This window comes from Ferdinandcohnia sp. GQ5 (genome assembly GCF_059759275.1).
The window spans coordinates 1-25,000 of record NZ_JCAXEW010000007.1 but is presented as its reverse complement, the minus strand read 5'-3'; the positions used below and the strand labels follow the sequence as shown (position 1 = coordinate 25,000).

The 25,000-nt window shown below is 37.0% G+C and carries 26 protein-coding genes; 19 read left to right on the top strand and 7 right to left on the bottom strand.

Translation table 11 applies throughout. The features are described 5' to 3' along the window. Positions 1–6: 6 nt before the first annotated feature. On the bottom strand, positions 7–1,515 hold the full coding sequence (locus AC6CHV_RS10070; RefSeq protein ID WP_498078915.1) for a spore germination protein: 1,509 nt from the start codon (positions 1,513–1,515) through the stop codon (positions 7–9). Between the two features lie 413 nt (positions 1,516–1,928). On the opposite strand from AC6CHV_RS10070, the gene AC6CHV_RS10065 reads away from it, so the two are divergent. Further along, entirely contained in the window at positions 1,929–2,555 is a 627-nt protein-coding gene (locus AC6CHV_RS10065) for a GyrI-like domain-containing protein (protein WP_498078812.1), read from the top strand. 238 nt (positions 2,556–2,793) lie between these two features. Beyond that, positions 2,794–3,426 (top strand): FMN-dependent NADH-azoreductase, encoded by a 633-nt coding sequence (locus AC6CHV_RS10060; RefSeq protein ID WP_121446913.1) that lies wholly within the window; start codon positions 2,794–2,796, stop codon positions 3,424–3,426. Between the two features lie 318 nt (positions 3,427–3,744). On the opposite strand, the gene AC6CHV_RS10055 is transcribed toward AC6CHV_RS10060, so the two are convergent. Both AC6CHV_RS10055 and AC6CHV_RS10050 read right to left on the bottom strand, forming a co-directional pair. Next, the gene (locus AC6CHV_RS10055) at positions 3,745–4,200 is read right to left on the bottom strand and encodes a hypothetical protein (protein WP_498078811.1); all 456 of its coding nucleotides are present in this window, start codon (positions 4,198–4,200) and stop codon (positions 3,745–3,747) included. Between the two features lie 318 nt (positions 4,201–4,518). Beyond that, positions 4,519–5,718, bottom strand: a complete 1,200-nt coding sequence (locus AC6CHV_RS10050; RefSeq protein ID WP_498078810.1) for an iron-containing alcohol dehydrogenase — start codon at positions 5,716–5,718, stop codon at positions 4,519–4,521. 233 nt (positions 5,719–5,951) lie between these two features. Between AC6CHV_RS10050 and AC6CHV_RS10045 the strand changes: the two genes are divergently transcribed. The 12 genes from AC6CHV_RS10045 (at position 5,952) to AC6CHV_RS09990 (ending at position 16,152) form a co-directional block, all read left to right on the top strand. Further along, positions 5,952–7,169 (top strand): amidohydrolase, encoded by a 1,218-nt coding sequence (locus AC6CHV_RS10045; RefSeq protein ID WP_498078809.1) that lies wholly within the window; start codon positions 5,952–5,954, stop codon positions 7,167–7,169. A gap of 405 nt (positions 7,170–7,574) precedes the next feature. Next, the gene (locus AC6CHV_RS10040; RefSeq protein ID WP_498078808.1) at positions 7,575–7,808 is read left to right on the top strand and encodes a sulfurtransferase TusA family protein; all 234 of its coding nucleotides are present in this window, start codon (positions 7,575–7,577) and stop codon (positions 7,806–7,808) included. An 11-nt stretch (positions 7,809–7,819) separates the two neighbouring features. Then, positions 7,820–8,299 carry a DsrE/DsrF/DrsH-like family protein gene (locus AC6CHV_RS10035; protein WP_498078807.1) on the top strand — a complete coding sequence of 160 codons (480 nt, stop codon included), beginning with the start codon at positions 7,820–7,822 and terminating at the stop codon, positions 8,297–8,299. A 22-nt stretch (positions 8,300–8,321) separates the two neighbouring features. Beyond that, the gene (locus AC6CHV_RS10030; protein ID WP_498078806.1) at positions 8,322–8,681 is read left to right on the top strand and encodes a rhodanese-like domain-containing protein; all 360 of its coding nucleotides are present in this window, start codon (positions 8,322–8,324) and stop codon (positions 8,679–8,681) included. A 21-nt stretch (positions 8,682–8,702) separates the two neighbouring features. Further along, positions 8,703–8,999 carry a rhodanese-like domain-containing protein gene (locus AC6CHV_RS10025; RefSeq protein ID WP_498078805.1) on the top strand — a complete coding sequence of 99 codons (297 nt, stop codon included), beginning with the start codon at positions 8,703–8,705 and terminating at the stop codon, positions 8,997–8,999. A 102-nt stretch (positions 9,000–9,101) separates the two neighbouring features. Next, positions 9,102–9,677, top strand: coding sequence for a sulfurtransferase TusA family protein (locus tag AC6CHV_RS10020; protein ID WP_498078804.1), 576 nt, complete (start codon positions 9,102–9,104; stop codon positions 9,675–9,677). A gap of 51 nt (positions 9,678–9,728) precedes the next feature. Beyond that, complete coding sequence (locus AC6CHV_RS10015; RefSeq protein ID WP_341332871.1) at positions 9,729–10,856, top strand: MBL fold metallo-hydrolase; 1,128 nt, start codon at positions 9,729–9,731, stop codon at positions 10,854–10,856. Positions 10,857–10,914: 58 nt separating this feature from the next. Then, the gene (locus AC6CHV_RS10010) at positions 10,915–11,691 is read left to right on the top strand and encodes a sulfite exporter TauE/SafE family protein (RefSeq protein WP_341332870.1); all 777 of its coding nucleotides are present in this window, start codon (positions 10,915–10,917) and stop codon (positions 11,689–11,691) included. A 396-nt stretch (positions 11,692–12,087) separates the two neighbouring features. Continuing rightward, positions 12,088–12,348, top strand: coding sequence for a metal-sensitive transcriptional regulator (locus AC6CHV_RS10005; protein WP_341332869.1), 261 nt, complete (start codon positions 12,088–12,090; stop codon positions 12,346–12,348). 149 nt (positions 12,349–12,497) lie between these two features. Beyond that, the gene (locus AC6CHV_RS10000) at positions 12,498–13,115 is read left to right on the top strand and encodes a YdhK family protein (RefSeq protein WP_445724499.1); all 618 of its coding nucleotides are present in this window, start codon (positions 12,498–12,500) and stop codon (positions 13,113–13,115) included. Positions 13,116–13,727: 612 nt separating this feature from the next. After that, a complete protein-coding gene (locus tag AC6CHV_RS09995) occupies positions 13,728–14,924 on the top strand; it encodes a hypothetical protein (protein WP_498078803.1) in 1,197 nt (398 codons plus the stop codon). Positions 14,925–14,976: 52 nt separating this feature from the next. Next, positions 14,977–16,152 carry an amidohydrolase gene (locus AC6CHV_RS09990; RefSeq protein ID WP_121446900.1) on the top strand — a complete coding sequence of 392 codons (1,176 nt, stop codon included), beginning with the start codon at positions 14,977–14,979 and terminating at the stop codon, positions 16,150–16,152. 91 nt (positions 16,153–16,243) lie between these two features. Here AC6CHV_RS09990 and AC6CHV_RS09985 read toward each other — a convergent pair whose 3' ends face one another. The 3 genes from AC6CHV_RS09985 to AC6CHV_RS09975 form a co-directional block, all read right to left on the bottom strand. Continuing rightward, the gene (locus AC6CHV_RS09985) at positions 16,244–16,603 is read right to left on the bottom strand and encodes a Lin0512 family protein (RefSeq protein WP_440274430.1); all 360 of its coding nucleotides are present in this window, start codon (positions 16,601–16,603) and stop codon (positions 16,244–16,246) included. A 156-nt stretch (positions 16,604–16,759) separates the two neighbouring features. Further along, positions 16,760–17,440, bottom strand: coding sequence for a cysteate racemase (gene cuyB / locus AC6CHV_RS09980; protein WP_341332865.1), 681 nt, complete (start codon positions 17,438–17,440; stop codon positions 16,760–16,762). A gap of 82 nt (positions 17,441–17,522) precedes the next feature. Then, positions 17,523–18,743 carry a dicarboxylate/amino acid:cation symporter gene (locus tag AC6CHV_RS09975; RefSeq protein WP_440274431.1) on the bottom strand — a complete coding sequence of 407 codons (1,221 nt, stop codon included), beginning with the start codon at positions 18,741–18,743 and terminating at the stop codon, positions 17,523–17,525. A gap of 318 nt (positions 18,744–19,061) precedes the next feature. On the opposite strand from AC6CHV_RS09975, the gene AC6CHV_RS09970 reads away from it, so the two are divergent. From AC6CHV_RS09970 to AC6CHV_RS09955, 4 genes are read left to right on the top strand one after another with little or no spacing between them, the layout of a single operon-like run. Further along, positions 19,062–19,709, top strand: coding sequence for a PAS domain-containing protein (locus AC6CHV_RS09970; protein ID WP_498078802.1), 648 nt, complete (start codon positions 19,062–19,064; stop codon positions 19,707–19,709). Between the two features lie 54 nt (positions 19,710–19,763). Continuing rightward, the gene (locus tag AC6CHV_RS09965) at positions 19,764–20,141 is read left to right on the top strand and encodes a Rid family detoxifying hydrolase (RefSeq protein ID WP_498078801.1); all 378 of its coding nucleotides are present in this window, start codon (positions 19,764–19,766) and stop codon (positions 20,139–20,141) included. 14 nt (positions 20,142–20,155) lie between these two features. Continuing rightward, the gene (locus AC6CHV_RS09960; protein ID WP_498078800.1) at positions 20,156–21,265 is read left to right on the top strand and encodes a pyridoxal-phosphate dependent enzyme; all 1,110 of its coding nucleotides are present in this window, start codon (positions 20,156–20,158) and stop codon (positions 21,263–21,265) included. A 36-nt stretch (positions 21,266–21,301) separates the two neighbouring features. Continuing rightward, entirely contained in the window at positions 21,302–22,405 is a 1,104-nt protein-coding gene (locus tag AC6CHV_RS09955) for an alanine racemase (RefSeq protein WP_498078799.1), read from the top strand. A 189-nt stretch (positions 22,406–22,594) separates the two neighbouring features. Here the strand turns inward: AC6CHV_RS09955 and AC6CHV_RS09950 are convergent, their stop codons facing one another. Beyond that, positions 22,595–23,296 (bottom strand): L-2-amino-thiazoline-4-carboxylic acid hydrolase, encoded by a 702-nt coding sequence (locus tag AC6CHV_RS09950; protein WP_498078798.1) that lies wholly within the window; start codon positions 23,294–23,296, stop codon positions 22,595–22,597. Positions 23,297–23,433: 137 nt separating this feature from the next. Between AC6CHV_RS09950 and AC6CHV_RS09945 the strand changes: the two genes are divergently transcribed. Continuing rightward, positions 23,434–24,894, top strand: coding sequence for a sodium/proline symporter (locus AC6CHV_RS09945; protein ID WP_341332858.1), 1,461 nt, complete (start codon positions 23,434–23,436; stop codon positions 24,892–24,894). Positions 24,895–25,000: the final 106 nt, after the last annotated feature.

Below are 25,000 nucleotides of genomic sequence, written 5' to 3'. Positions count from 1 at the left end.
TTCTTTCTATTTCTTGCGCTTAGGATCTTTAGTTTCTAGAATGCTTGGGCGTCGTTGCATCATAGCGATAGGAGCTCTTATTAAGAAGTCTTTCATATCTTTAAACCTGAAAGGAACTGCAGGGCTAGTATAGGGAACCCCAAAACTTTCAAGCCTAACTAAATGGCTGCATAAAAGAAGGAAAAATAAAGTGACTCCATATAGTCCTAAGGTCGCTGCAAAAATCATGGAAACGAAACGTAAATATCGTAGTGCAATTCCAGCGTTATACTGTGGTATGGCAAAGGAAGAGATGGCTGTTAAGGCAACCACAATAATCATAATGGAGCTGACAATACCTGCTCTTACCGCTGCTTCACCTATGATAAGACCTCCAACAATTCCAATAGCTTGTCCTATTGGTTTCGGAAGTCGCAGACCTGCTTCTCTAAGAATCTCAATTGATATCTCCATCATCAAAGCTTCGATAAACGCTGGAAAAGGTACTCCTTCACGAGAGCCGGCAATAGACATTGCTAGTTTAGTTGGAATTAAACCAGGATGAAAAGAAATAAATGATATATATAAGGATGGTCCCAATAAAGAGATGATTGCAGCCATTAACCTAAGATTGCGTACCAACGTTCCGGGTATCCATCTTTCATAATAATCATCAGGTGATTGCAGCAACATACTAAAGGTTACGGGCGCAATCAGTGCAAAGGGTGAACCATCCAGAAGTATGGCAACACGACCTTCCATAAGAGCAGCCATGACTCGATCGGGCCTTTCAGTACTTTGTACTTGAGGGAATGGGCTTAGGAAGTTATCTTCAACCAACTGTTCAACATATCCAGAATCGGCTACATAATCTATGTCAATTTTATTAATCCTTCTTTTGATTTCTTCCAAGAGTCTAGGATTTACAATTTCATTTAAATAAGAGATTACCAATGACTTTTTTGCTCGTTTGCCAACAGGAAGTTCAAGCATTATTAAATCTTTATTCTCTGCACTGTTTCGAAGAATTCCCATATTCACACTCAGAGATTCAGTGAATCCGAGCCTTGGACCACGAACGACTGATTCAGAAGGAGGTTCCTCTATGCTGCGAGTTTTTTCTTCTTTTATTCCCAAAAGCAATGCGTTCTCACAACCATCAATTAGTAAAGCCGCATTGCCTGTTAGAATTTTAGAAGTTACATTTTCAATGGAATTCGTATCTTTAATTTCACTAATTGGTAATAGATATTTCTTAATAAAATCTATTTTTCCCGTTAATTTCAATAGTTCAAGATCATCTGAATCAAACGGTTCTAATAATACTGGTAGAATGTCTTTGTCGATTGTTTTCCTGTTACATAAGCCATTTAAAAAGATAAGTAGGCAAGACACATTCGACTTTTTAAGTTTAAACTCCCTAAATAGAACGTCTGAATTTTTACCTAACCTCTCCTGTAGTAATGCTTTATCTAACTCCAGTACCCCTATGAAATTAGGATTTGAACTGGGTGTCTTTTTGCCATCCCGCCTCATCACTATTTCACTTCTCCTTAATTCTCTTTATAGAATCAAAAGTTCGGGATAGTAAAAAAGGTACAAAAAATACAATAAAAGCTTGTAAAAACACCGTCCACTCTGGGAAATAGGCAATCACATTCTTCAAAGTTATTCCACCTTATGATGTAAGTAGTTTTAAATTATCTTAACCTTGTTAAAGGGAATTATTCACATACTCGGTAAATGAAGGGGGGATAAAATAGGAAGTTGAAATCTCTTTACTTGTAGGTTTTACTAAGGATTGACCTACGATAAGAAAGCAAGGTCTTCAAAAATCAAAAGGAGAACAAGATTATGTTAAAATGAATGAAAAGATCCAATATACTGGAGTACATAAAGGATAAAAAATAGTTAAAATAGAACTAAATACTGTATAAAAGGAGTAACCCATGAAGCACGAATGGAGAAAGCATGAGAAAAATTTATATGTACCCAAAAGCAAACCAGAACTGGTAACGGTACCTGAACAAAAATTTTTCATGATAAAGGGAAAAGGGAATCCGAATAGTGAGGAATTCTCAGAGAAAATAAATGTTCTTTATTCATTATCTTATGCAGTCAGAATGATGCCTAAAGGAGGATATACTCCTGAAGGATATTTTGAATATACAGTTTACCCTTTGGAGGGTATATGGGATTTGACCGAGGAGGGTAGGAAACTAACTACCTTAAATAAAGACGAATTGGTATATACGATCATGATTAGACAGCCAGAATTTGTTACCGAAGAAATTATTGAGAAGGCTTTTGAGAATGTGAGAAAGAAGAAGCCACATCCATTGCTAGAGAATGTAACTTTTGGAGTAATGGAAGATGGCTTATCTGTACAAATGCTTCATGTGGGTTCCTACGATGAGGAACCACAAAGTTTTGAGAAAATGAATGAATTTATTGAAACAAACAGTCTTGATAAAGTTACTCTTGTACATAGAGAAATTTATCTTTCCGATGCAAGAAAAGTAGAGCCAGCAAAGCTGAAAACGGTATTGAGATACAGAGTGAAGCCTAGAAACTAACCGAATATGTGCCATATATTAAAGAAGCAACAGGCCTTTTAGAGGGGCTTGTTGTTTTTTGTTATATCAATATAATAATCTCTAAATAAAAGTAATGCTACTAAAGAACTAAAAATCGTCATAGGACTAAGGTTTCATTTTTTGTGAATTACCTGTAGTTAGTTGACTTAGGTTTTATTTCAATATATCATTAATTCAAGATAATTAATTTTAAGATAATAAAGGAGACTTTCATATAATGAATATATTAGTAGTAAAAGCAAATAACCGTCCAGCTTCAGAAGCTGTTTCAAGTAAAATGTATGAGACTTTCATAAATAGCATTGAAGGTGTGAATGTAACAACTTACGATGTTTTTGCAGAAGACATGCCTTATCTTGGTCAAGATTTATTCAATGCTTTTGGTAAATTAGAATCAGGCGAAGAAATGACAGACGTAGAGCAACGTATTTTAGCTGCAAAACAAAAAGCAATGGATGCCGTAACAGCAGCAGATGTAGTTGTATTTGCATTCCCATTATGGAACTTAACAATTCCAGCTAAGTTACAAACATTCATCGACTATGTGTACCAAGCTGGATTCTCATTTAAATATGATGAAAATGGTCAAGCTGTACAATTATTGACTGACAAAAAAGCTGTTATTCTAAGTGCTCGTGGTGGTATATACTCAACACCTGAAGCAGCGCCAATGGAAATGGCTGCTACTTATATTAAGAATGTAGCTGGTGGCGTATTCGGAATGGAAATCATTGATGAAGTCATTATTGAAGGCCATGCTGCAGCACCAGATCAAGCTGACAAGATTGTAGCTGAAGGCTTAGAAAAAGTAGCAGCTGTTGCAAAAAAATTATCAGCAGTATTGGTTTAATCTATAAAGAGTAAAAACCCGTCTTTTAATATGACGGGTTTTCTCGTTATATTTGAGTTTCTCAATATTCTATGTATCTATCGTTTCTCTCTTTTTATGGATATTGCGAATGGTTCTATGCTGACAATCTAAAATAAGCATGCGCAATTGCTTTTTACGCATGCTTTAATCGCTTATCTGCTCAGAAATGATACGCAAATGGATGATTGTACCGAATATTGCATTTTTTGAAATCAACTTTCCCTTATTATGGATATTGCGAATGGTTCTATGTTGTCAATCTAAAAAAAGCATACGCAATTGCTTTTTACACATGCTTTAATCGCTTATCTGCTCAGAAATGATACTCAAATGGATGATTGTACCGAATATTGCATTTTTTGAAATCAACTTTCCCTTATTATGGATATTGCGAATGGTTCTATGCTGACAATCTAAAAAAAGCATGCGCAATTGCTTTTTACGCATGCTTTTATCGCTTATCTGCTCAGAAATGATACGCAAATGGATGATTGTACCAATTATTGCATTTTTTGAAATCAACTTTCCCTTATTATGGATATTGCGAATGGTTAAATGCTGCCCATCTAAAAAAAGCATACGCAATTGCTTTTTACGCATGCTTTTATCGCTTATCTGCTCAGAAATGATACGCAAATGGATGATTGTACCAATTATTGCATTTTTTGAAATCAACTTTCCCTTATTATGGATATTGCGAATGGTTAAATGCTGCCCATCTAAAAAAAGCATACGCAATTGCTTTTTACGCATGCTTTTATCGCTTATCTGTTAAGAAATGATACGCAAATGGATGATTGTACCAATTATTTCATTTTTTTAAATCGACTTTCCCTTATTATGGATATTGCGAATGGTTAAATGCTGCCCATCTAAAAAAAGCATACGCAATTGCTTTTTACGCATGATTTAATCGCTTTTCTGCTCAGAAATGATACGCAAATGGATAATTATTCCTATTACTACCTTTATTGAAATCAGCTTTCCCATATTACGGATATTGCGAATGGTTCTATGTTGACAATCTTAAAAAAAGCGAACGCAATTGTTTTTTATCGACTAAGGATCTCATTATTCTTTAATTAACTTGTAAAGCTCTCCCATTTCTTTTTCAGATAGTATCATCGGCACTGGGTAAAGAGGGTTTGCTTCTTTTAAAGCCCGATCAACCATTAGCGGGATGTCCCAATCTACAATTCCACTTACCTTTTTAGGTATCTTCATATCCTCATTAAGCTTTTTAATGGCTTCGATAAATTTATTGGCCTTCTTTTCTTCGGAATCACTTAATTCGCTGATACCAATCAAATCGGCAAGTTCTGCTAAAGGTTTATGTACTGTCTCACCGTAATACTCTAATACGTAAGGTAAAACAATGGCGTTAGCAAGGCCATGTGGAACCGCATAAAAGCCTCCAAGAGTGTGTGCGATTGCATGGACATTGCCTACATAAGCACGTGTAAAAGCAATCCCTGCTAAGTAAGCAGCTGTTTGCATATTTTTTCGCGCTGTTATATTTGATCCGTTCGAATAGGCTTCATAAAGGTTTTCAAAAATCAGTTTTACAGCTGTTTTGCTGCATTCGATCGTTTCATTCGTATTACTGTTACCAATATAGGCTTCTACCGCATGTGTTAGAGCATCAATTCCTGTTGCCGCCGTTATATGTGGCGGAAGTTTAACGGTAAGTAAAGGGTCTAGGACCGCATAATGGGGGATGAGAGATGTATCCATAATCGCATATTTCTCATGTGTCTTGCTGTTAGAGACCACTGCAGCTAGAGTTGCTTCACTACCAGTACCAGCCGTGGTGGGGATGGCAAACAGTGGTGGCAGCTTTTTCAACACTTTAAATATCCCCTTCATTTGAGGAATACTTTTTCCCGGTCTAGCCACCCGTGCTCCCACACCTTTGGCACAGTCCATTGGCGAACCGCCTCCAAAAGCAACAATCCCTTGGCATTGATTCTCATTGTATATTTGAAGAGCTTCCTCAATATTATCAATTGTTGGATTTGGAACTGTTTTGTCATAAATAAAGAAGTCTACTCCTTCCTCTCGTAACCCCTGAAGAAATGGATCCATCAATCCTAGTGAGGTAATTCCCGCATCAGTAATAATTAAAACGGTTTCAATTTCAAGACTTTTGATCAATTGGGGTAGCTTCATTATACTATTCTCCCCCTCTAGTAATTCAGGTTTTCGCCAAGGAAGAATGAAAGAAGCTAGCTTCATAGAACGTTGGAACGTACGGCAGTACAGTTTGTGCATCTCAAGACCTCACTTTTTACTAAAATAGGAAATAAGCACTCTACTAACTATATAACTGCACTTACGATAAATATGTCAAGAAATAGTCCAAAGCGCTTGGGTCACAGGGACAGGTCCCTTGTCCCACTGCCAAATGGAATAGAATAGTGATTCTATCCCTCTGTCCAAGGATTTAGTAATATAAAAGTATAAATACATATCATAGTTTAAATATGAGAGGAGAGCATTGCATAATGAGTTACTGGTTAAAAAATGTACGATTAGAAACGGGTTATATAAAAGAAAATGGAATAGTGACGGGCACACAATCAGAGATAAAGCATTTAGTTATTGAAGATGGGAAAATTAGTAGGATTCTAGACTCAAATGAACCCACACCTAGTGATGTAGAAGTTAAGGATGCAATGGGGTTGTTACTGCTTCCTTCATTTGTTGAAAAGCATGTTCACTTGGATAAGACATATATGGGTGAAAAGTGGAAGGCATGTATCCCTGCGCCAGGTGTTTTAGAGCGATGCGAAATTGAAAAGAATATTTTAGCTTCGATACCTTCTAATACAAAGTCTAGGGCTCAAAGATTGTTAGATGTCTTACTATCTGCAGGCTCTACGCATGTTAGAACTCATGTTGATATCTATCCTGAGGTACAACTCCAAAATTTAGTAGGTGTCAATCAGGCACTTGAAACATATGCAGATAAAGTAAGTTCAGAGGTTGTAGCGTTCGCACAGCACGGGTTGCTTAAGGATGGAACAGTACAATTAATGAGGGAAGCTGTAAGAAATGGCGCAGGTATAGTAGGCTCTGTAGACCCAGCGACGGTGGATAATAATATCGAGGAATCATTGGTACAGTTACTCGATATAGCTGTCGAAGGAAATGTTGGTATTGATTTACATCTACATGATCCTGGTCATTTGGGCACCTTCACCATGAAACGCCTAGCGTATTTAACAAAGCAAGCAGGATGGGAGGGAAGAGTTGCGGTGAGCCATGCCTTTGGATTAGGTGATGTCTCAAAAGAAGAAGCGCGTGAAATGGCATATATTTTAAAAGATGCGGGTATTTCAATCATAACGAGTCTTCCGATTGGTAGGGGAGTCCCTGTCGATCTTCTTGATGAATGTGGGGTAGATGTGGCCGTCGGAAACGATAATATCTTTGACTCATGGTGGCCAACTGGGAATGGGGATATTCTAGAGAGAGCGGGGCGTTTACTTGAAAAATACCGCTGGACAAATGAGGTTGCCCTATCTCAAGCTTTACGTTTTATCACGGGAGGAATAACACCATTAGATCGAGATGGAAATCAAATTTGGCCAAAGCCAGGGGTAGAAGCGAACATGATTTTAGTTGATTCAAGTTGTTCTGCAGAAACGATTGCTAGACGATCCGAAAGAAAAGCTGTGTTTTATAAAGGTAATATTGTTGCAGGTGGCTTAACAGATTAATTGTTATGGGCCATCTAAAAGAAGGGCCTGCCTCCAGTGCTAAAATCTTTACAGTCTGTGGAGCAGGCTCTAAGTTTAAAAGATCGTTACACTAAAAAATTATATAGAACGATGGGTTGACAATTTACCCCAAGGGGTATATTATTACACTTGTACGATTATTAAAAACGACTATTTTTTTAATCTCAAGCATACCCTGGTGGGTATAAAGTAAGGGGGGATAAAAGCTATACACGTTATTCTACTGAGCAATCCGAACTTATAAAAAATACCTGTTATGGTATGTTATAAGTCTTCATTTACACTTAATATTCATGATCAATAATATTGGGATGACTCCCATTTTTATTTCGATTAACCATATACCTATAGGGGTAAAGGTAAAAATTCAAGGGGGTAAGAAATATGAACATTGATAAAGTTTTAAATGCAAAAGGTTTAGCATGTCCAATGCCAATCGTGAAAACAAAAAAAGCTATTGATGGCCTACAGTCGGGTCAAATATTACAAGTTCTTACAACTGATAAAGGAGCAAAAAGTGATCTAACAGCATGGGCTGCATCGACTGGACACGAAATCCTTGATACGCAAGAAGAAAATGGAGTTCTAACGTTTTATATAAAAAAAGGTGAAAAATAGGAGGGAAACCGATGTCTGACACAAAGAAAACAACAATTGTTTTATTTAGTGGGGATTATGACAAAGCAATGGCAGCCTATATTATTGCAAATGGTGCGGCTGCCTATGACCATGAAGTGACAATATTTCACACTTTCTGGGGATTAAATGCACTACGCAAGGATGAAGATCTTAAAGTTGAAAAAAGCTTTATTGAAAAAATGTTTGGCAAAATGATGCCAAAGGGCGCCGACAAAATGGGACTTTCAAAAATGAACTTTGCGGGAATGGGCCCGAAAATGATAAAAGATGTCATCAAAAAACACAATGCTCTGGAATTGCCACAGCTAATCGAAATGGCACAAGAACAAGATGTAAAACTTGTTGCTTGTACGATGACCATGGATTTGCTTGGTCTTAAGGAAGAAGAACTCCTTGATAACATTGAGTATGCAGGAGTTGCTGCTTATTTAGCAGATGCTGAAGTCGGGAATGTCAATTTATTTATCTAATAAGAAAGAGTGAGGAATGACCATGGATTATATCAATTATATCCTAATTGCGCTTATTGCAATTTTTATCGTACAACGCTTTATACCTGCTAAAGGTGTTCGAAATATAACAACAACTGAACTAAAGAATGACCTTAAAAATAAAAATAAACAATTTATTGATGTTCGTACTCCTGGAGAGTACAAAGGGTTCCATATTACTGGATTTAAAAATATGCCTCTTCATCAGCTTTCACAAAAAGCAACTGAACTTTCAAAGGACAAAGAGGTCGTTGTCATTTGCCAAAGTGGCATGAGAAGTCAAAAAGCTAGTAAACAACTTAAGAAAATGGGCTTTATGAATATTACAAATGTCAAAGGCGGATTAAGTGCCTGGAGATAATATATTTTAGGAGGAATAAACATGAAACAATTAACTGCAAAAGAAGTTGAAGAATTATTAGCTGATGAAAAAACATTAAATATTCTTGATGTACGGCAAGTAGACGAAGTGAAAGAAGGTAAAATTCCAGGAGCAGTCAATATCCCATTAGGTTTAATTGAATTCCGTATGCATGAACTAGATAAGTCAAAAGAGTATGTACTGGTTTGTCGTTCAGGTGGTCGAAGCGGAAGAGCTTCACAATTCCTTGAAGGACAAGGGTTCAAAGTGATTAATATGGAAGGCGGAATGCTCGCTTGGGAAGGTAAAATAGAATAATTTTTTGGATTTCATAATACCTATCGGGGTATATACTAGGTAGACAAATCTCGACATATACGTATTCATTGCATATATGTCTAATAATTGGGAGGAATATAGATGGAATCATTAAAAACAAACTCTGTGTTAGATGCAAAAGGGTTAGCATGCCCGATGCCAATCGTGAAAACGAAAAAAGCAATGAATAATTTAGAGGGTGGTCAGGTCTTAGAGATTCAAGCCACTGATAAGGGTTCAAAGGCCGACTTAAAAGCATGGGCTGAGAGTACTGGACATCAATACCTTGGTACATTTGAAGAGGACGATGTACTTAAACATTTTATACGTAAAGCTAGCGGTGAAGAAGTAGCAGAGAAAAGACATCCGATTGTAGTATCAAACGAAGATCTGGAGGCTACTATTGCATCCGGTAAGGATGTACTTATTCTTGATGTTCGTGAAGCAGCAGAATTTGCATTTAATCATATTCCTGAAGCAATCTCTATTCCATTAGGAGAATTAGAAGATAGATATGCTGAATTAAGTAAAGAGAAAGAGATTTATGTGATTTGCCGTACTGGTAGTCGAAGTGATTTAGCATCACAAAAATTAACTGAAAATGGATTTGTGAACGTAAAGAATGTCGTACCTGGAATGAGCAATTGGGCAGGTAACACAACAAGTATTACAAAATAAGAAGTATAAATTTTTTTAATCAAAAATATACCATAGGGGGTAATTTGAGAAATGACTATTCACATAATGACTGCAAAAGATGTTACGAAAAAAGTGTTTAATAAAGATTCATTGTTTATCTTAGACGTTCGTAACGAAAATGATTTTAACGATTGGAAAATTGAAGGTGAAAACTTCGACTATTTAAACATTCCCTACTTTGAACTACTAGATGGGGTTGAGGAAATCCTAGAAAAGCTGCCAAAAGATAAGGAAATCTTAGTTGTGTGTGCTAAAGAAGGTTCATCTGTCATGGTAGCCAATATGCTTTCTGAAGCTGGACTTACAGTATCATACCTTAAAGGTGGTATGAAGGCTTGGAGTGAGCATTTAGAGCCAGTTAAAGTGGGTGAATTAAATGATGGCGGAGAAATTTATCAATTCGTTCGTATCGGAAAAGGCTGTCTGTCTTACATGGTTATATCAAACGGTGAAGCAGCGATTATCGATGCAACTCGTATGACTGATATCTTCCTTGATTTTGCCGAGAGTAAGGGTGCAAAAATTTCACATGTATTTGATACTCACTTACATGCTGACCATATTTCAGGAGGACGAAAAATCGCAGAAGCCACAAATGCAACTTACTGGTTACCACCAAAAGATGCTACAGAAGTAACGTTTGAATACACGGCTCTAGAAGGTGGTCAAGACGTGACAATTGGTAATACGACAATAAATATTCATGCCTTGTATTCTCCAGGTCACACAATTGGTTCTACTTCTTTCGTTGTAGATGAGAAGTTCTTACTTTCTGGAGATATTCTGTTCATCGATTCAATCGGTAGACCGGACCTTGCTGGTTTAGCGCAGGATTGGGTAGGGGACCTAAGAGAAACTCTTTATAACCGTTATAGGGAGTTGTCTGATGATCTTGTGGTTTTACCAGCTCACTTCATGATTATTGACGAATTAAATGAAGATGGAAGTGTATCTGAAAAACTTGGAACACTATTTGCAAAAAACCACGGTCTGAATATTAAGGAAGAAGCAGAATTTAGAAAAATCGTAACAGAAAATCTACCACCACAACCAAATGCATATCAAGAGATTCGTGAAACAAATATGGGGAAAATTTCTCCTGATGATGAAAAACAACGTGAAATGGAAATCGGACCAAATCGTTGTGCAGTACGTTAATGAATATGTCTAGGGAACCATTATTGGGTTCCCTTTTCTATAGAATGGGGGAAATACGATGGATTTTGCATTCATTATTACAATCTTCTTAATTGGTTTTATTGGTTCATATATCTCTGGAATGTTAGGAATCGGTGGATCTATCATTAAATATCCAATGCTATTATATATTCCGCCTCTATTTGGATTAGCAGCTTTTAGTGCTCATGAGGTGTCAGGAATCAGTGCTGTTCAAGTATTCTTTGCAACAATCGGCGGTGTCTGGGCTTATCGTAAGGGTGGTTATTTAAATAAAACACTTATTCTCTATATGGGAATTAGTATTTTAGTAGGTAGTTTTGTTGGGGGATTTGGCTCTAAATATATGTCAGAAGGTGGTATTAACGTTGTCTATGGAATATTAGCGTTAATTGCTGCTATCATGATGTTCATTCCGAAAAAGAATGTTGACGATACTCCGTTTGATCAAGTGATGTTTAATAAGTGGTTAGCTGCTATACTTGCTTTTATCGTAGGGTTAGGTGCGGGGATAGTTGGAGCAGCCGGCGCATTTTTACTCGTTCCGATTATGCTCGTTGTCTTAAAAATTCCTACTAGAATGACAATCGCATCTTCACTTGCGATTACATTTATTTCATCAATTGGTTCTACTGTAGGAAAAATCACGACAGGACAAATTGATTATTTTCCAGCAGTAATCATGATCGTGGCAAGTTTAATTGCTTCACCGCTTGGTGCAAACGCAGGGAAGAAGATGAACACAAAGGTTTTACAAATTATCCTTGCCGTATTAATCACTGCAACTGCAGTAAAGATTTGGATGGATATTTTATAGTGATTCAACTTTATAGGAATGAGGTTAGTAGCATTTGATTTTATTTAGTCTTTTGCTACTATTTATAGTATGGGAACTATACAAAAGGTATTTTCCTTTAATCGGAATACACTGTGAAGATGTACTAAAAGTTGATTTACGAATATTGAGGTTATAGATATAAGAGACTATAATATTTCATACAAAGTTGTAATCGAGAATTCGCTTATTTGGCAAGGCATTGTTATGAAATAACTGTTGTGGCATCAGCAAGACTTGAGAAAAATGTTGCCATACGAATTTTAAGACTGAAAGCATTTCAAGAAAGTGGATACTCAATAATCAATTCTCGTAAATTTTGCCGTAAATATGCGGTCACATACCGATACATTAAACTATTAGAGATGAGGCATTTATATGAAATATGATGATAAAACAAAAAATAGGATTAAAAGAATCGAAGGTCAGTTACGTGGGATTTTAAGGATGATGGAGGAGAATAAAGATTGTAAGGATGTTATTACTCAGTTATCTGCTGCAAGAACTGCGGTTGATCGTACAATTGGTGTGATTGTAAGCTCGAACCTCGTTTCATGTGTAAGAGAAGCAGATGAAAAAGGTGAAAATACAGAAGAACTAGTAAAAGAAGCAGTAGAACTGCTTGTTAGAAGTAGATAAAAGACCTGGATGGGTCTTTTTTTTTACAAAAAAGGGGTGTGGAATTTAGTATTGAAAATAGGAAATTAAATTCTATGATGACTGTATAAAATCTGCACAATTTATTGATAATTTAATATGGACAATTAAATAAGTTTGAAAGGAAGGTAATGATGAAAAAAAGATTATTAGGATTAGCTTCATTATTGTTGTTTTTCCTTTTAGCAGCATGTGCAGGTAATGAAGCAACAACACCTAATGAAAATGCGGATACAGAATCTGACACTCATGAAATTATGGATAATAATAGAGGAGAATCTGATTCTAATAAGGAAATGGATCATTCAGGTATGCATCACTCAGGTTCTGACGAGGTTCCGGAAGGTTTAGAGGAGGCAGAAAATCCAACCTATCCAGTTGGTAGTAAAGTGATCATGCATGCGGATCATATGCCAGGGATGAATGGTGCTGAAGCAACAGTATCAGGAGCCTTCACTACAACAGTCTATTCAGTTACATATACTCCAACAAATGGTGGTGAACCAGTAGAAAATCATAAATGGGTGGTTCACGAAGAAATTGAAACTGCAGGTGCTGAACCTTATAAACCAGGCGATGAAGTTGTGTTACATGCTGATCATATGAAAGGCATGAAAGGTGCTAAGGCAACCATTGATACAGCAGAACAAACAACTGTTTATATGGTGGATTTCACCGATGAAGCTACCGGAGAAAAGATAAACAATCATATGTGGGTCACCGAAGACGAACTTTCACCTGTTGAATAATGAACACAGTTATTGATTTTAAAGGGATTGGCAATGAACCAATCTCTTTTTTTTTGTGAAAAATAGTGTCATTATGCATTAATATATATCTTCTAATTCTACATAGTGGATGGAGTCATGCTTGAGCGTAGCCCGCGCATATAGAGTCCTTCATTGAGTGGATGAAGTCCCGACGGAGCGAAGTGCGTGCTTGTAGAGTCCTTCATCGAGTGTATGAAGTCCCGCATGAGCGTAGTCCGATCGCGTAGAGTCTTCATCAGGTGTATGAAGTCCCGCATGAGAGAAGCCTGAGCGCGTAGAGTGCTTCATCAGGTGTATGAAGTCCCGAACGAGCAGAGCTCGAGCCCGTAAAGTCCTTCATCGGTTGAAAGTAATCCGAACGAATGCCATGACTAAGAACAACCATTTACTCTTTTTTAAGAGGTGTTGGGATTTGTTAAATATATATTAAAATAGTAAACGCATACAATAAATGAAGATAATAAAAGAATGATAAGTTGGTAATTACTTGGTATTTCAATTATTTTCAAAAAAATCTTTCATTTCTATCATTGAGATGTTATTATATTTAAAAAATAATAACAATTTACACAAAAAGGGGTTGAACTTATAATGTCTCAAATGCTAGCTTTAGTTCTTTTACTTATTGTACTTTTTATCGGAGACTTTATATCTATAAAAACAAAAGCATGGATCCCATCCGTGTTTGTGTGTGCAGTCTTATTTTTAATAGGATATTGGACCTTTTTTCCGCAAGACATTGTCGCTTTAGCAGGAATACCATCTGTTGTAGCTACGATGTTGATGTATCTCTTAATTGTAAATATGGGAACATTGTTATCAATTAAAGAATTAGTGGCACAGTGGAAAACAATTGTAATAGCTTTATCTGGTATTCTAGGAATTATTGCGATTCTTTTTGGAATAGGAACATTAATTTTTGATTTACAAACAGTAATCGTAGCCATTCCACCATTAGTTGGTGGCCTTGTTTCGGCATTAATCATGTCAGAAGGTGCAGCGAATGCAGGGCTTACAAGCTTATCTGTTTTTGCGATTGTGATCTATGTAATGCAAGGTTTTGCAGGATACCCAATTACTTCAATTGTTTTGAAAAAAGAAGGAAAAAAACTATTACAGCAATATCGCAGTGGTCAGCTTTCAAAAGTGGAAGAAGTAAAAGCAGAAGTTGCGGCAACTTCCGAAACTGCTCCAAAGATTAAGTGGATTGATAAAATTCCAGAAAAATATAATACTGAATATTTCAAGTTTTTGAGATTAGCAGTTGTTGGATATCTTGCTTATTTAGTTTCAACTTTATTAGCACCGGTTGTGACTGTGAATGCTCTTGTTCTGTGCTTACTCTTCGGGGTTATCGGAAAGAGCATTGGTTTCCTAGAAACACACTCACTACAAAAGGCAAATGGATTCGGATTAGCGATTATGGGGTTAATGCTTTTTGTTTTTGATGGGCTCAAGAATGCAACACCTGGGATGATGCTTGAAATTTTAACTCCTCTTGTGGTTTTAATTGGATTAGCCGTGATCGGGATGTATGTTTTTTCATTCATCGTAGGAAAATTACTCAAAGTCAGCAAACACATGGCATTTGCTGTATCACTAACAGCCTTATATGGCTTTCCGGCTGATTATATTATCACAAATGAAGTTATTAACTCATTGACGAAGGATGAAAAAGAAAGAGAAGTATTAACTAGTCATATGTTACCGCCGATGCTCGTTGGTGGATTTATCACAGTGACAATCGTTTCAGTCATTCTAGCTGGAGTATTTGTATCATTTTTATAAAACTTAAATAACCTTTTAACTGCAAATAATGATGTAAATGGAGTTGAATAGCATGGTAAATGAAAAAGTAAAACAAGCAATCGAGCATTATAGTGAAGAATTAACAGCTATCCGTAGGAAGTTGCATAGTGAGCCAGAATTGTCTTGGGAAGAGTACAACACATCTGCTTTTGTAGCACAATATCTTGATGATCTAGGAATCGAGTATCGTAAAACAAGTCCGACAGGTGTTATCGGAGAAATAAAGGGCGGAAAACCAGGAGAAACTGTAGCATTGAGAGCGGATATGGACGCTTTATCTGTTGAAGAATTAAATTCGGATTTGCCATATGTCTCTAAGACAAAAGGCAAAATGCATGCATGTGGCCATGATTCTCATACTGCAATGCTTCTCATTGCTGCAAAGGCATTGAATGACATAAAAGGGGAATTGCAAGGCAATGTCCGCTTGATTTTCCAACCGGCTGAAGAAGTGGCAACAGGCGCTTTAGAAATGGTGAAACAAGGAGCGGTTGAGGGAGTCGATAATGTATTTGGAATGCATATTTGGTCACAAATGCCAACAAGCAAAGTGTCCTGCAACCCTGGACCTTCGTTCGCGTCAGCAGATATTTTTACGGTGAAATTTAAAGGAAGAGGGGGACATGGGGCAATTCCACAGGATTGCATCGATGCCGCAATAGTTGCCTCATCCTTTGTGATGAATGTTCAATCTGTTGTTTCAAGAACGATTGACCCTCAAAAATCAGCTGTATTAACGGTTGGAAAAATGACGGTGGGCACGCGCTTTAATGTAATTGCTGAAAATGCAGTAATTGAAGGAACCGTTCGTTGTTTTGATCCGGAAGTTCGTGATCATATTGAAAAGCAGCTCCAGGTGTATGCAGAACAGGTTGCTGCAATTTACGGAGCAAGCGCTGAAGTAGACTATATCCGTGGCACACAGGCTGTCATTAATGGTGAAGAAAGTGCAACGCTCGTACAGAAAGTTGCAGCTGAAGCATTTGGAAAAGAAGTACTTTATGAAGAAAAGCCCACAATGGGCGGTGAAGACTTCAGTTTCTACCTGGATGAAGTCCCAGGTTGCTTTGCCTTAGTTGGTTCAGGTAATCCGGAAAAAGACACTCAATGGGCACACCACCACGGCAAATTCAACATCGACGAAGATGCAATGGTCACAGGGGCAGAGCTCTACGCTCAATACGCTTGGGCATACCTAAACAAATAGTTTATAAAAGAAGACATTAAGTGGGTCAAGGGGACAGGTCCCTTGATCCACTTTTTTGGGTGAGGGACAGTGGACCTGTCCCTGTGTCCCATTAGTACCCAACTTCTACTGAAGCAACCACTATGTACATAAAATCGTTTTGATCGCCTTTTTCCTCGATGACGATGCCACTTGTTGTTAGCATTCCACCATCCATAATTTCCACTGACACTTTTCCAAACGGTATACACTCTTTAACTGCATTGATATCCAATGCCTCTTTATCACAAGGGACCGCTAGCTTTACGTTCACGACCATATTGTCTAAGCTATTGCCTGGTAGTACAGATCGAATTCCTGGCATTGAATTAAAATGAATTGCATTTTTTACGGCCCGAACGGCTGCCTTCGTAATGTTCTGGCCATGAACATCAATTCCCATTCCTGTTTCAATAAACATTAATTGTTCCATCAAATACACACCTCTTTTTTATGTTTGGTACAATGCCCGTGTCCGACCAACTTTTCAAGGTGGGACACGGGACCTGTCCCTCTGTCCCATTATCATACCAAAAGAGTTGTGATACAAGTAGAGGAGGGTGCTTGGTTAAGATTTCATGTTATTTGTTTATATACTGGCTTCTACAATTTTTTTCGCTAAGATTTGTGTCGGGTCTATTAGGCTAGTACCGTCTAATTCACTTAACACGAGCGGGATTTCAGTACAAGCTGCGATTATTGCTTCCGCCCCTTGTTCGATGACTGTTTTCGATGCATGAAGGAATAGTTTTTTTCCTTTGTTAAGATCTCCACTTTTTACAGCATAAATTCCTTCCATGATGCTCACTTGTGTAAGTTTGTCCGGTACCACAACAGTAAATCCGCGTTTTCGAAGTGACTCTTGGTATAAATTAGTTGAAATTGTCCCGTCGGTAGCTAACAACGCAATTGTTTTAAAGCCGGCTGTGTCTATGAATTTTACAGTTTCTTTAGGCATGCTCATTATCGGGATGTTGACTGAATCTTGAATGTCATCTACATAATAGTGGGCAGTATTGCACGCTATTGCAATGAAATCTGCCCCTGCTGCTTCTAATCGTTTTGCGGAATCAATCATAAAAGATAGGGGGCTCGTACCTTTACCCAATATGGCTTCGGTCCGGTCCGGTATTTGTGGGTAGTTATCAACAATCATATGAATGTGATCTTGGTCTTTTTGAGCAGGTGTTAATGCAATGATTTTAGTCATTAAATCAACAGTGGCAAGCGGCCCCATTCCGCCCAATATACCTAGTGTTTTTTTGGTCATGTAATCCCCGCCTTATAAAAACAGGTTGTTGAAGATTTACTATACAAATCTCCAACAACCTTATTCTTTTCACTATATATCATTATACGCTTACTTGATTTGATATTTTAATATCTCGCTTTTCCTCAATCGCATTAACTACAACAGCAGCGGAGGCATCCCCTGTGACATTTATAGAAGTACGAATCATATCTAGGATTCTATCAATTCCTGCAATGAGAGCAATACCTTCTACTGGAAGTCCAACTGAAGTCACAACCATCGTAAGCATGATTAACCCAGCCCCTGGTACACCTGCTGTACCAATTGAAGCAAGAGTTGCTGTTAGTACAATGGTTAACTGTTGAGCGAATGAGAGATCATATCCGAAAAACTGTGCGATGAATAACACACATACCCCTTGATATAATGCGGTTCCATCCATATTTATGGTGGCTCCCAACGGAAGAACAAAGCTACTTACCTTTCTAGAAACACCAAGGTTTTCTTCACTGTTTTTAATTGTTATTGGCAGAGTTCCTGAACTACTTGTTGTGCTGAATGCTACGAGACTAGCAGGTGCGATTCCTTTAAAAAATTTAAGTGGATTCATGTTAGCGAAAAGTTTAACAGAGGTTGAGTAAGTTATTACAGCGTGAAGTATACATCCGAGATAAACGACTACAATTACCTTTAAAAGTGGAAGGAGTACTGAAACCCCATATTCTCCAACAGTTGGCGCAATTAAACCGAAAACCCCGATTGGAGCCAATTTCATTACGATACCAGTAATTTTATACATAATTTCAGCAAGTTCATCAAAGAAGTTATAAACCGTTTTTGCTTTATCTCCTAAGATTGTAATTGCTAGGCCAAGGAAGATGGCAAAGAAGATGATTTGCAACATATCACCGTTTACTAATGAAGCAATTGGATTAGTGGGGATAATATTTAACAAGGTATCAATTACCCCCGGTGCCTCGGACGGCTCGACTTTGTCAACTGTTGAATCAATATTTAAACCTTTACCTGGAGAAAAGATATTTGCAAGAATTAATCCGATGGTGACAGCGAATGCAGTGGTTAAAATATAATAAAAGAATGTGATTCCACCCATACGACCGATTTTTTTGATGTCTCCCGTACCAGCCACACCCACTACAAGGGAAGCTAGAACTAAAGGAACGATAATAAACTTGATCATCCGCAAGAATAAGTCACCGAGAGGTCTAATAACCTCAATACTCGGTCCAACGATAGCACCAACAATAATAGCAATTACAAAAGCAATTAAAATTTGTGAAAGCAAACCAATTTTTCTCATAAGAACCTCCTTTGTAGGACAAGTTGCCTCGCCCTTAAATATATACTTTAAGATTAAGAAAATAATAGGTGAAAAATGTTGCTAAATTCCTTAAATCCCCCCTTACTATGATACCGCTTACATTTTGTGATAAAAAATATATAAACTTATACACTTCTTATTCTTTTTATATAAAAAATTATATAAATAGTCAATATAAATTTATTAAATTATTTATAATAAGCGTTAACTCTAATTTTTATATATAAAAAAATATTGATTTTATATAAAAATTTATATATATTTTAATTGAACAGACCTAATGAAAGGAATTTACTTATGAATTCTATACTTGAACAGTACATTCCAGTGGCAGAGGTGATTGCCAAAACATTTGGCAATGATTGCGAAGTTGTACTGCATGATTTAACAGTGCCTCAAAGTTCAGTTGTGTACACTGTTAACAACCATGTAACCGGAAGGAATGTAGGACAAAGCTTTAACCATCTCGTTACAGAAGTGTTATTATCTCAAAACTTTACGAATGATTATTCAGCAAATTATTATTTCCATACCGATGATGGAAGATTAATAAAATCTTCTACTTTATTAATTAGAGATCAGGACAAAAAGGTTGTTGGCGCCCTTTGCATTAACATTGATACTACACAAATTACTGCAAATATAAACTGGTTAAGCAGCTTAATTCCTCAACATCCGGATCAGCCTTCAAAACACAGTCCACAGCAGGTAAATGTGCAAGAAACGGAGCATATTCAGGAAATAGCCAATGATTTGATTGATAAAATTATTGGCAATAGACCAGTAGAACAGCTGAGACGTGATGAAAAGGTTGAGATGGTTCGATTTATGGAACAAAAAGGTATCTTCTTAATTCGTGGAACAATCGATAGAGTTGCCGAGAAGTTGAATATCTCAAAAGTAACGGTATACAGCTATATTGAAGAAATTAAAGAAAAAAAGTAACAAAAGGGTAAACGTCTTATTCATAAAAACTCTAATCTCAAGGAGGCTTTTTCAATGAAATTCATCACAATTAATGGTGCGAAGCCAAACCCAGGGCATTATTCCGCTGCAACACAAAAGGGGAATTTACTTTTTATATCAGGTCAACTCCCGGTTGATCCCTTTACAGGAGAAGGAGTCAGTGGTGATATTACTGCCGAAACTAAACAAGTATTAACCAATCTAGACCATGTTTTAGAAGCAGCAGGAGCCAAAAAAGAGGACATCATGAAGGTTACGATTTATATTTCAGATATTTCATTATGGGAAACCGTTAATTCTTTATACAAACAGTATTTTGGCGATCATAAGCCTGCACGAGCTGTTGTTCCAACTAATCAACTACACTATGGATATTCGATAGAACTTGAAGCAGTAGCCTATATTGATTAAGAAAAGGAAGATTGATGATGAACTATATTTGTTTTGAATGTCAATCAACATATCCGTTGGAAAGTAATAAATGGAAATGTGATTGTGGTGGATTACTAAACCTTGATTATGAGAAGAAGGCAGTAGATTTTACTGAAACCTCCATATCCAGAAATCATTCTCTTTGGAAATATATCGATGCTCTTCCATTTGAACAGGATGATGTATGGCAAGAGATTACGTTAGGAGAAGGGGAGACACCACTCATAAAAATTGATGATAATGTTTACGCCAAAGCGGATTACTATATGCCTACTTTGTCTTTTAAAGATCGTGGGGCTGTAGTGCTCATTGCCATGGCGAAAAAACTTGGCATCGATAGGGTCGTTGCAGATAGTAGCGGTAATGCTGGAACGGCCATTGCAGCCTATGGAGCAAGGGCCGGAATCCAATGTGATATTTTCGTTCCAGAATCAACCTCTAGTAAAAAAATAGCCCAGATTGAAGCACATGGCGCGGTTATTCATAAGATCCCTGGAAAGAGAGAAGATACTGCAAACGCAGCAATATCGATGGTTGAAACTACAAAATCATTCTATGCAAGTCATATCTACAACCCGATTTTTTGGGAAGGTACGAAAACAAATGTGTATGAAGTATTTGAGCAATTGAATAACAAAATGCCTGAAGCATTTATCATCCCGGTAGGAAATGGGACATTGCTTATGGGAGCCTATATTGCCTTTCAAGAGCTATTAGCAAATGGGCAAATCGAGAAAATGCCAAAACTTCTCGCTGTACAGGCAGAAGTTTGTGCACCTCTTATGAAGGCTTTTGTTGAAGGTAAAAAAACGGTGGAACCTATTGAACATTCAGGAACCTTAGCGGAGGGCATTGCCATTGCAGCACCGGCAAGAGGAACAGAAATCTTGCAGGCTGTGAGAGAAACTGGTGGAGACATAATCGGTGTGTCTGAAGAAAGTATAGTAGAAGCAAGAAAGCAGCTTGCATTAAAAGGAATATATGTTGAAATCACTTCAGCAGCCAATTATGCCGGATACTTACAATATGTAGAGAAATATCCCGAATTAAAAGACCAACAACTAGTCTTTCCTTTATGTGGAGCAGGTCTAAAAAGTAACTAGAAGCTAGACTATATTAATTTGTGAGGAGTGGTTTTAATGAAAAAGTATGAACTAGATACACCGAGCTTATTAATTGATCGAGAAATCATGATGGACAACATTAATAGAATGCAAAATTATGCTAATAAATATGGTGTAAAACTACGCCCGCATACGAAGACGCATAAAATGCCTGCACTAGCTAAATTACAGGTGCAAGCAGGTGCAAAGGGTATTACAGTAGCGAAGGTTGGCGAAGCAGAAGTCATGGCTGAACACGGGCTGAAGGATATTTTTATAGCAAACGAAATCGTGGGAGAGGTCAAATTAAATCGCATTAAAAAGCTTGCTGAAACAATTGATATTTCCTTTGGTGTCGACAGTATTGAGCAATGTGAAATGATTGAAAAAGTATTTAGTGATAGTCAAAAGCCAGCTCAAGTTCTTATCGAGATTGAAGTGGGTGAGAATCGTTCAGGTGTTATAGAAGAAAGTGATTATACAAGTTTAGTAGAATATATTAAAAATTGCTCTCATGTGAATGTAAAAGGGATCTTTTCTCACGATGGTCATACATACAAAGCCAAGGACCTTGAGGAATGTCGCCGCCTTTATGATGAAGCGCAAAAACGTACTCTTCATTTTGCACATTTAGCTGAGGAGTTAGGCTGTAAACTTGAAACCGTTAGCATTGGATCGACTCCACCGCTCATGCATGATTTTGGAGTAATGGAGGGAATCACTGAACTTCGTATTGGTACTTATATCCTCATGGATGTTTCACAAGGAAATGCAATTGGTTCATACGATAGATGTGCGGCAACTGTCCTCACTACCGTCATAAGCAAACCAACAAATGAACGCGTCATTACAGATGTCGGTGCAAAGGGACTCACCATGCAATCGCGAAGTGAAGGAATATGTGCAACTACGGGGATAGGTTATATCAAGAACTATGGGGTTCATATTGACCAACTTTATGATGAGCATGCAATCATCTATAATGAAAAATTTAGAAATCAAGTTGCAATTGGTGAAACATTAGAAGTCATACCAAATCATATATGCCCAGTCTGCAACCTCTATGACCACGCCTACCTTATCTCTGGAGACGAAGTCGTAGACCAAATCCCAATACTCTGTAGAGGAAAACTTCAATAACGAATTGGTTATAAAAGTGGGTGATTTCTGAATGAAAAGCAGTTTTCTCCCCAAAAAGAAGGTAGGGAAATCACCCTACCTTCAAATCTTTTTTGTATTAGGCACTTTAGAAAACCGATTTTAACTTTCATCAATTTCTTAGACTAACTGAGTGCGTATACGTATCTTAATTATTCGTTCCAATTAAAGTTATTTTTTGTCAGCCAATTTAAAGCGGAAATGACAGTTTCCATCTTTCAAGATATATTTATCATGTTCAACCTCAAATTCAGGGTTAAATCCTTTTGCAACAGCTGGATCAATCATTTGGCAATATAAAATTCCGTACTCATGCATATCGTCATCAGCCCATTGTTGTCCAAATGGGCAAACAGTAAAGTTTTGTTCAATCTCGCCTGGCTTATATTCTGTGGTATAAGTAAATAATTCACTTCTACCCATATCATAGTTTGTTAAATAATTTTCTCGTGAATTCACTTCTCCATTAACACGTGCCCGTTGTGCAATCCCACGACCACGTTCTTCTCCGAATGTACGGACACCTTCACGAACAGCATCTTTCCCTTGTTCTCCAAATCTGTCAACAACTGCTTTGCTGATTTGAGCAAATAATTTCGCCATTAAAGCATAGATTGTTAGATTTTGATATTTATTCTCCATAGAATGATTTAGAGGAATGTAATTAAATAGTGTATGATTCTCGCCATCTACGGTTCCTTGTGTGGCAATTATCTCTGCATCTTTAAATCCAAAGTTCTCAACACCTTTTTGTATCAAAGCTTTTCCTTCTTCCCCAAACTTTGAAACTACAGACTTTTCCACATGGGTAAAGAGTTTAGTTGTAATATTATGCATTGACAAAGGGGGGATCTGAACCCTCTCTTTATTCATTTAAAGCACTTCCTTATTAAAATATTTATATATTAATATATTGACACAGGTCTTGAACAACTATAGTATATAGTACTGAGTTTACGTTGTAAATCAGATAGGGATAATATGAATTATAAAGGGGATATAGCAGCATCATGAATTTCACGTCAGATAGTGTTATTATTTATGCGGAAATTGCAATTTATCTTTTAATATTGATAGGAATTGGTATTTACTTTAGTAGAAAAAGGTTAAATTCTTCAGATTATTTTCTTGGTGGAGATAAATTATCTGGTTGGGTTCTAGCCTTTTCAGAAAGGGCCACAGCTGAATCAGCATATATGTTTTTAGGAGCTGTCGGATTCATTTATCTTGCCGGATTATCAGGGATCTGGTTATTATCCGGAATGTTTTTAGGAGTTATTTTTTCTTGGGTTTTCTTATCTAAGAAATTTATGAATGAGAGGAAAAAGTACGGTGTTTTTACGCTACCGGACTATTTTGCTGCTAAATATCCAAAACATGGAACAATCATACGTTTGTTATCTGCAATTATTATGGGTGCATTTTCTCTATTTTATATCGCAGGCCAATTTTCAGGAACAGGGAAAACATTATATTCCATTTCAGGTATTAATATTACCTTCGGAACGATAGTAGTTGCCATCATTATTATCGCCTACGCTTGTATGGGAGGATTTATGTCTGTTGTATGGACAGATGCTGTACAAAGTGCTCTCATGGTATTGGCATTTATTATTGTGCCAATTGCAGCATTTATTGAAATAAAAAATAATGATTTATCAATCACAGCATCATTAGCTTCAATGGACAATGGAGCTGACCAATGGTTCGGTGGAATTTCTGGTTTGGCACTTGGCGCCATGTTATTAACGAACTTTTCATGGTTCTTTGGATTTCTAGGTGGTCAACCACAATTAAGTACACGTTTTATGGCAATCAAAAGCGAACAGGAACTTAAAACTGCTAAGTGGGTTGCGTACATATGGACAATTATTGTTTATATTGGTGCATTTTTAGTAGGGATATTCGGTTCTGTTCTTTATAAGCAAGATACAATTGCAGACTCAGAAATGATTTTACCTTATATGGTATCTCATTTATTACCACCTTGGATTGCCGGAATCATTTTTGCAGCTATTTTGGCTGCTATTATGTCAACTGCCTCCTCACAATTATTAGTTGTAACAACTTCAGTTAGTGAGGATATTATTCATAAATCTATGGGTATAAAGTTAAATGAACGTACAATAGTAACTATTTCTCGAATCACGGTTGTTGTAGGTGGTATTCTAGGAATTATTATTTCATTATTATCTGATTCATTTGTTGGTGGCGTAGTGGGCTTTGCTTGGGCTGGAATTGGTAATACTTTCTCTGTTGTTGTTTTATTAATATTTTTCTGGAAAAAAACATCTGGATTAGGAGTTATTGCTACTATTATTACCGGTTTTATTAGTGCCATTATATGGACACTTTCTCCATTAGAAGCAATTGTCTCAGCGAGAGCGGGAACCTTCTTCATATGTTTAATTGTTGGAATTGTTGTAAGTTTAGCCTTTCCTGATACGAAATCAGAAAGTAAAATTGCATAGTTTTATTCTACTAAATGAAGAAACCTAAAATCTTTAGGATCGCAAATAAGATTCCTCAAAATGAGGAAATGCTTTGCTGAAACAAAAAGAAGCAGGAACCCAATAG

What these genes read in the sequence shown, in the direction of transcription:
- AC6CHV_RS09990 (WP_121446900.1), top strand. Translation starts at nt 14,977, where the DNA reads ATGGTAAATGAAAAAGTAAAACAAGCAATCGAGCATTATAGTGAAGAA.
- AC6CHV_RS10070 (WP_498078915.1), bottom strand. Translation starts at nt 1,515, where the DNA reads ATGAGGCGGGATGGCAAAAAGACACCCAGTTCAAATCCTAATTTCATA.
- AC6CHV_RS10025 (WP_498078805.1), top strand. Translation starts at nt 8,703, where the DNA reads ATGAAACAATTAACTGCAAAAGAAGTTGAAGAATTATTAGCTGATGAA.
- AC6CHV_RS10035 (WP_498078807.1), top strand. Translation starts at nt 7,820, where the DNA reads ATGTCTGACACAAAGAAAACAACAATTGTTTTATTTAGTGGGGATTAT.
- AC6CHV_RS10030 (WP_498078806.1), top strand. Translation starts at nt 8,322, where the DNA reads ATGGATTATATCAATTATATCCTAATTGCGCTTATTGCAATTTTTATC.
- AC6CHV_RS10060 (WP_121446913.1), top strand. Translation starts at nt 2,794, where the DNA reads ATGAATATATTAGTAGTAAAAGCAAATAACCGTCCAGCTTCAGAAGCT.
- AC6CHV_RS09995 (WP_498078803.1), top strand. Translation starts at nt 13,728, where the DNA reads ATGTCTCAAATGCTAGCTTTAGTTCTTTTACTTATTGTACTTTTTATC.
- AC6CHV_RS10045 (WP_498078809.1), top strand. Translation starts at nt 5,952, where the DNA reads ATGAGTTACTGGTTAAAAAATGTACGATTAGAAACGGGTTATATAAAA.
- AC6CHV_RS10015 (WP_341332871.1), top strand. Translation starts at nt 9,729, where the DNA reads ATGACTATTCACATAATGACTGCAAAAGATGTTACGAAAAAAGTGTTT.
- AC6CHV_RS10040 (WP_498078808.1), top strand. Translation starts at nt 7,575, where the DNA reads ATGAACATTGATAAAGTTTTAAATGCAAAAGGTTTAGCATGTCCAATG.
- AC6CHV_RS10020 (WP_498078804.1), top strand. Translation starts at nt 9,102, where the DNA reads ATGGAATCATTAAAAACAAACTCTGTGTTAGATGCAAAAGGGTTAGCA.
- AC6CHV_RS10000 (WP_445724499.1), top strand. Translation starts at nt 12,498, where the DNA reads ATGATGAAAAAAAGATTATTAGGATTAGCTTCATTATTGTTGTTTTTC.
- AC6CHV_RS09960 (WP_498078800.1), top strand. Translation starts at nt 20,156, where the DNA reads ATGATGAACTATATTTGTTTTGAATGTCAATCAACATATCCGTTGGAA.
- AC6CHV_RS10010 (WP_341332870.1), top strand. Translation starts at nt 10,915, where the DNA reads ATGGATTTTGCATTCATTATTACAATCTTCTTAATTGGTTTTATTGGT.
- AC6CHV_RS09970 (WP_498078802.1), top strand. Translation starts at nt 19,062, where the DNA reads ATGAATTCTATACTTGAACAGTACATTCCAGTGGCAGAGGTGATTGCC.
- AC6CHV_RS10005 (WP_341332869.1), top strand. Translation starts at nt 12,088, where the DNA reads ATGAAATATGATGATAAAACAAAAAATAGGATTAAAAGAATCGAAGGT.
- AC6CHV_RS10065 (WP_498078812.1), top strand. Translation starts at nt 1,929, where the DNA reads ATGAAGCACGAATGGAGAAAGCATGAGAAAAATTTATATGTACCCAAA.
- AC6CHV_RS09975 (WP_440274431.1), bottom strand. Translation starts at nt 18,743, where the DNA reads ATGAGAAAAATTGGTTTGCTTTCACAAATTTTAATTGCTTTTGTAATT.
- AC6CHV_RS09965 (WP_498078801.1), top strand. Translation starts at nt 19,764, where the DNA reads ATGAAATTCATCACAATTAATGGTGCGAAGCCAAACCCAGGGCATTAT.
- AC6CHV_RS09945 (WP_341332858.1), top strand. Translation starts at nt 23,434, where the DNA reads ATGAATTTCACGTCAGATAGTGTTATTATTTATGCGGAAATTGCAATT.
- cuyB (WP_341332865.1), bottom strand. Translation starts at nt 17,440, where the DNA reads ATGACCAAAAAAACACTAGGTATATTGGGCGGAATGGGGCCGCTTGCC.
- AC6CHV_RS09950 (WP_498078798.1), bottom strand. Translation starts at nt 23,296, where the DNA reads ATGAATAAAGAGAGGGTTCAGATCCCCCCTTTGTCAATGCATAATATT.
- AC6CHV_RS09955 (WP_498078799.1), top strand. Translation starts at nt 21,302, where the DNA reads ATGAAAAAGTATGAACTAGATACACCGAGCTTATTAATTGATCGAGAA.
- AC6CHV_RS09985 (WP_440274430.1), bottom strand. Translation starts at nt 16,603, where the DNA reads ATGGAACAATTAATGTTTATTGAAACAGGAATGGGAATTGATGTTCAT.
- AC6CHV_RS10050 (WP_498078810.1), bottom strand. Translation starts at nt 5,718, where the DNA reads ATGCACAAACTGTACTGCCGTACGTTCCAACGTTCTATGAAGCTAGCT.
- AC6CHV_RS10055 (WP_498078811.1), bottom strand. Translation starts at nt 4,200, where the DNA reads ATGCGTAAAAAGCAATTGCGTATGCTTTTTTTAGATGGGCAGCATTTA.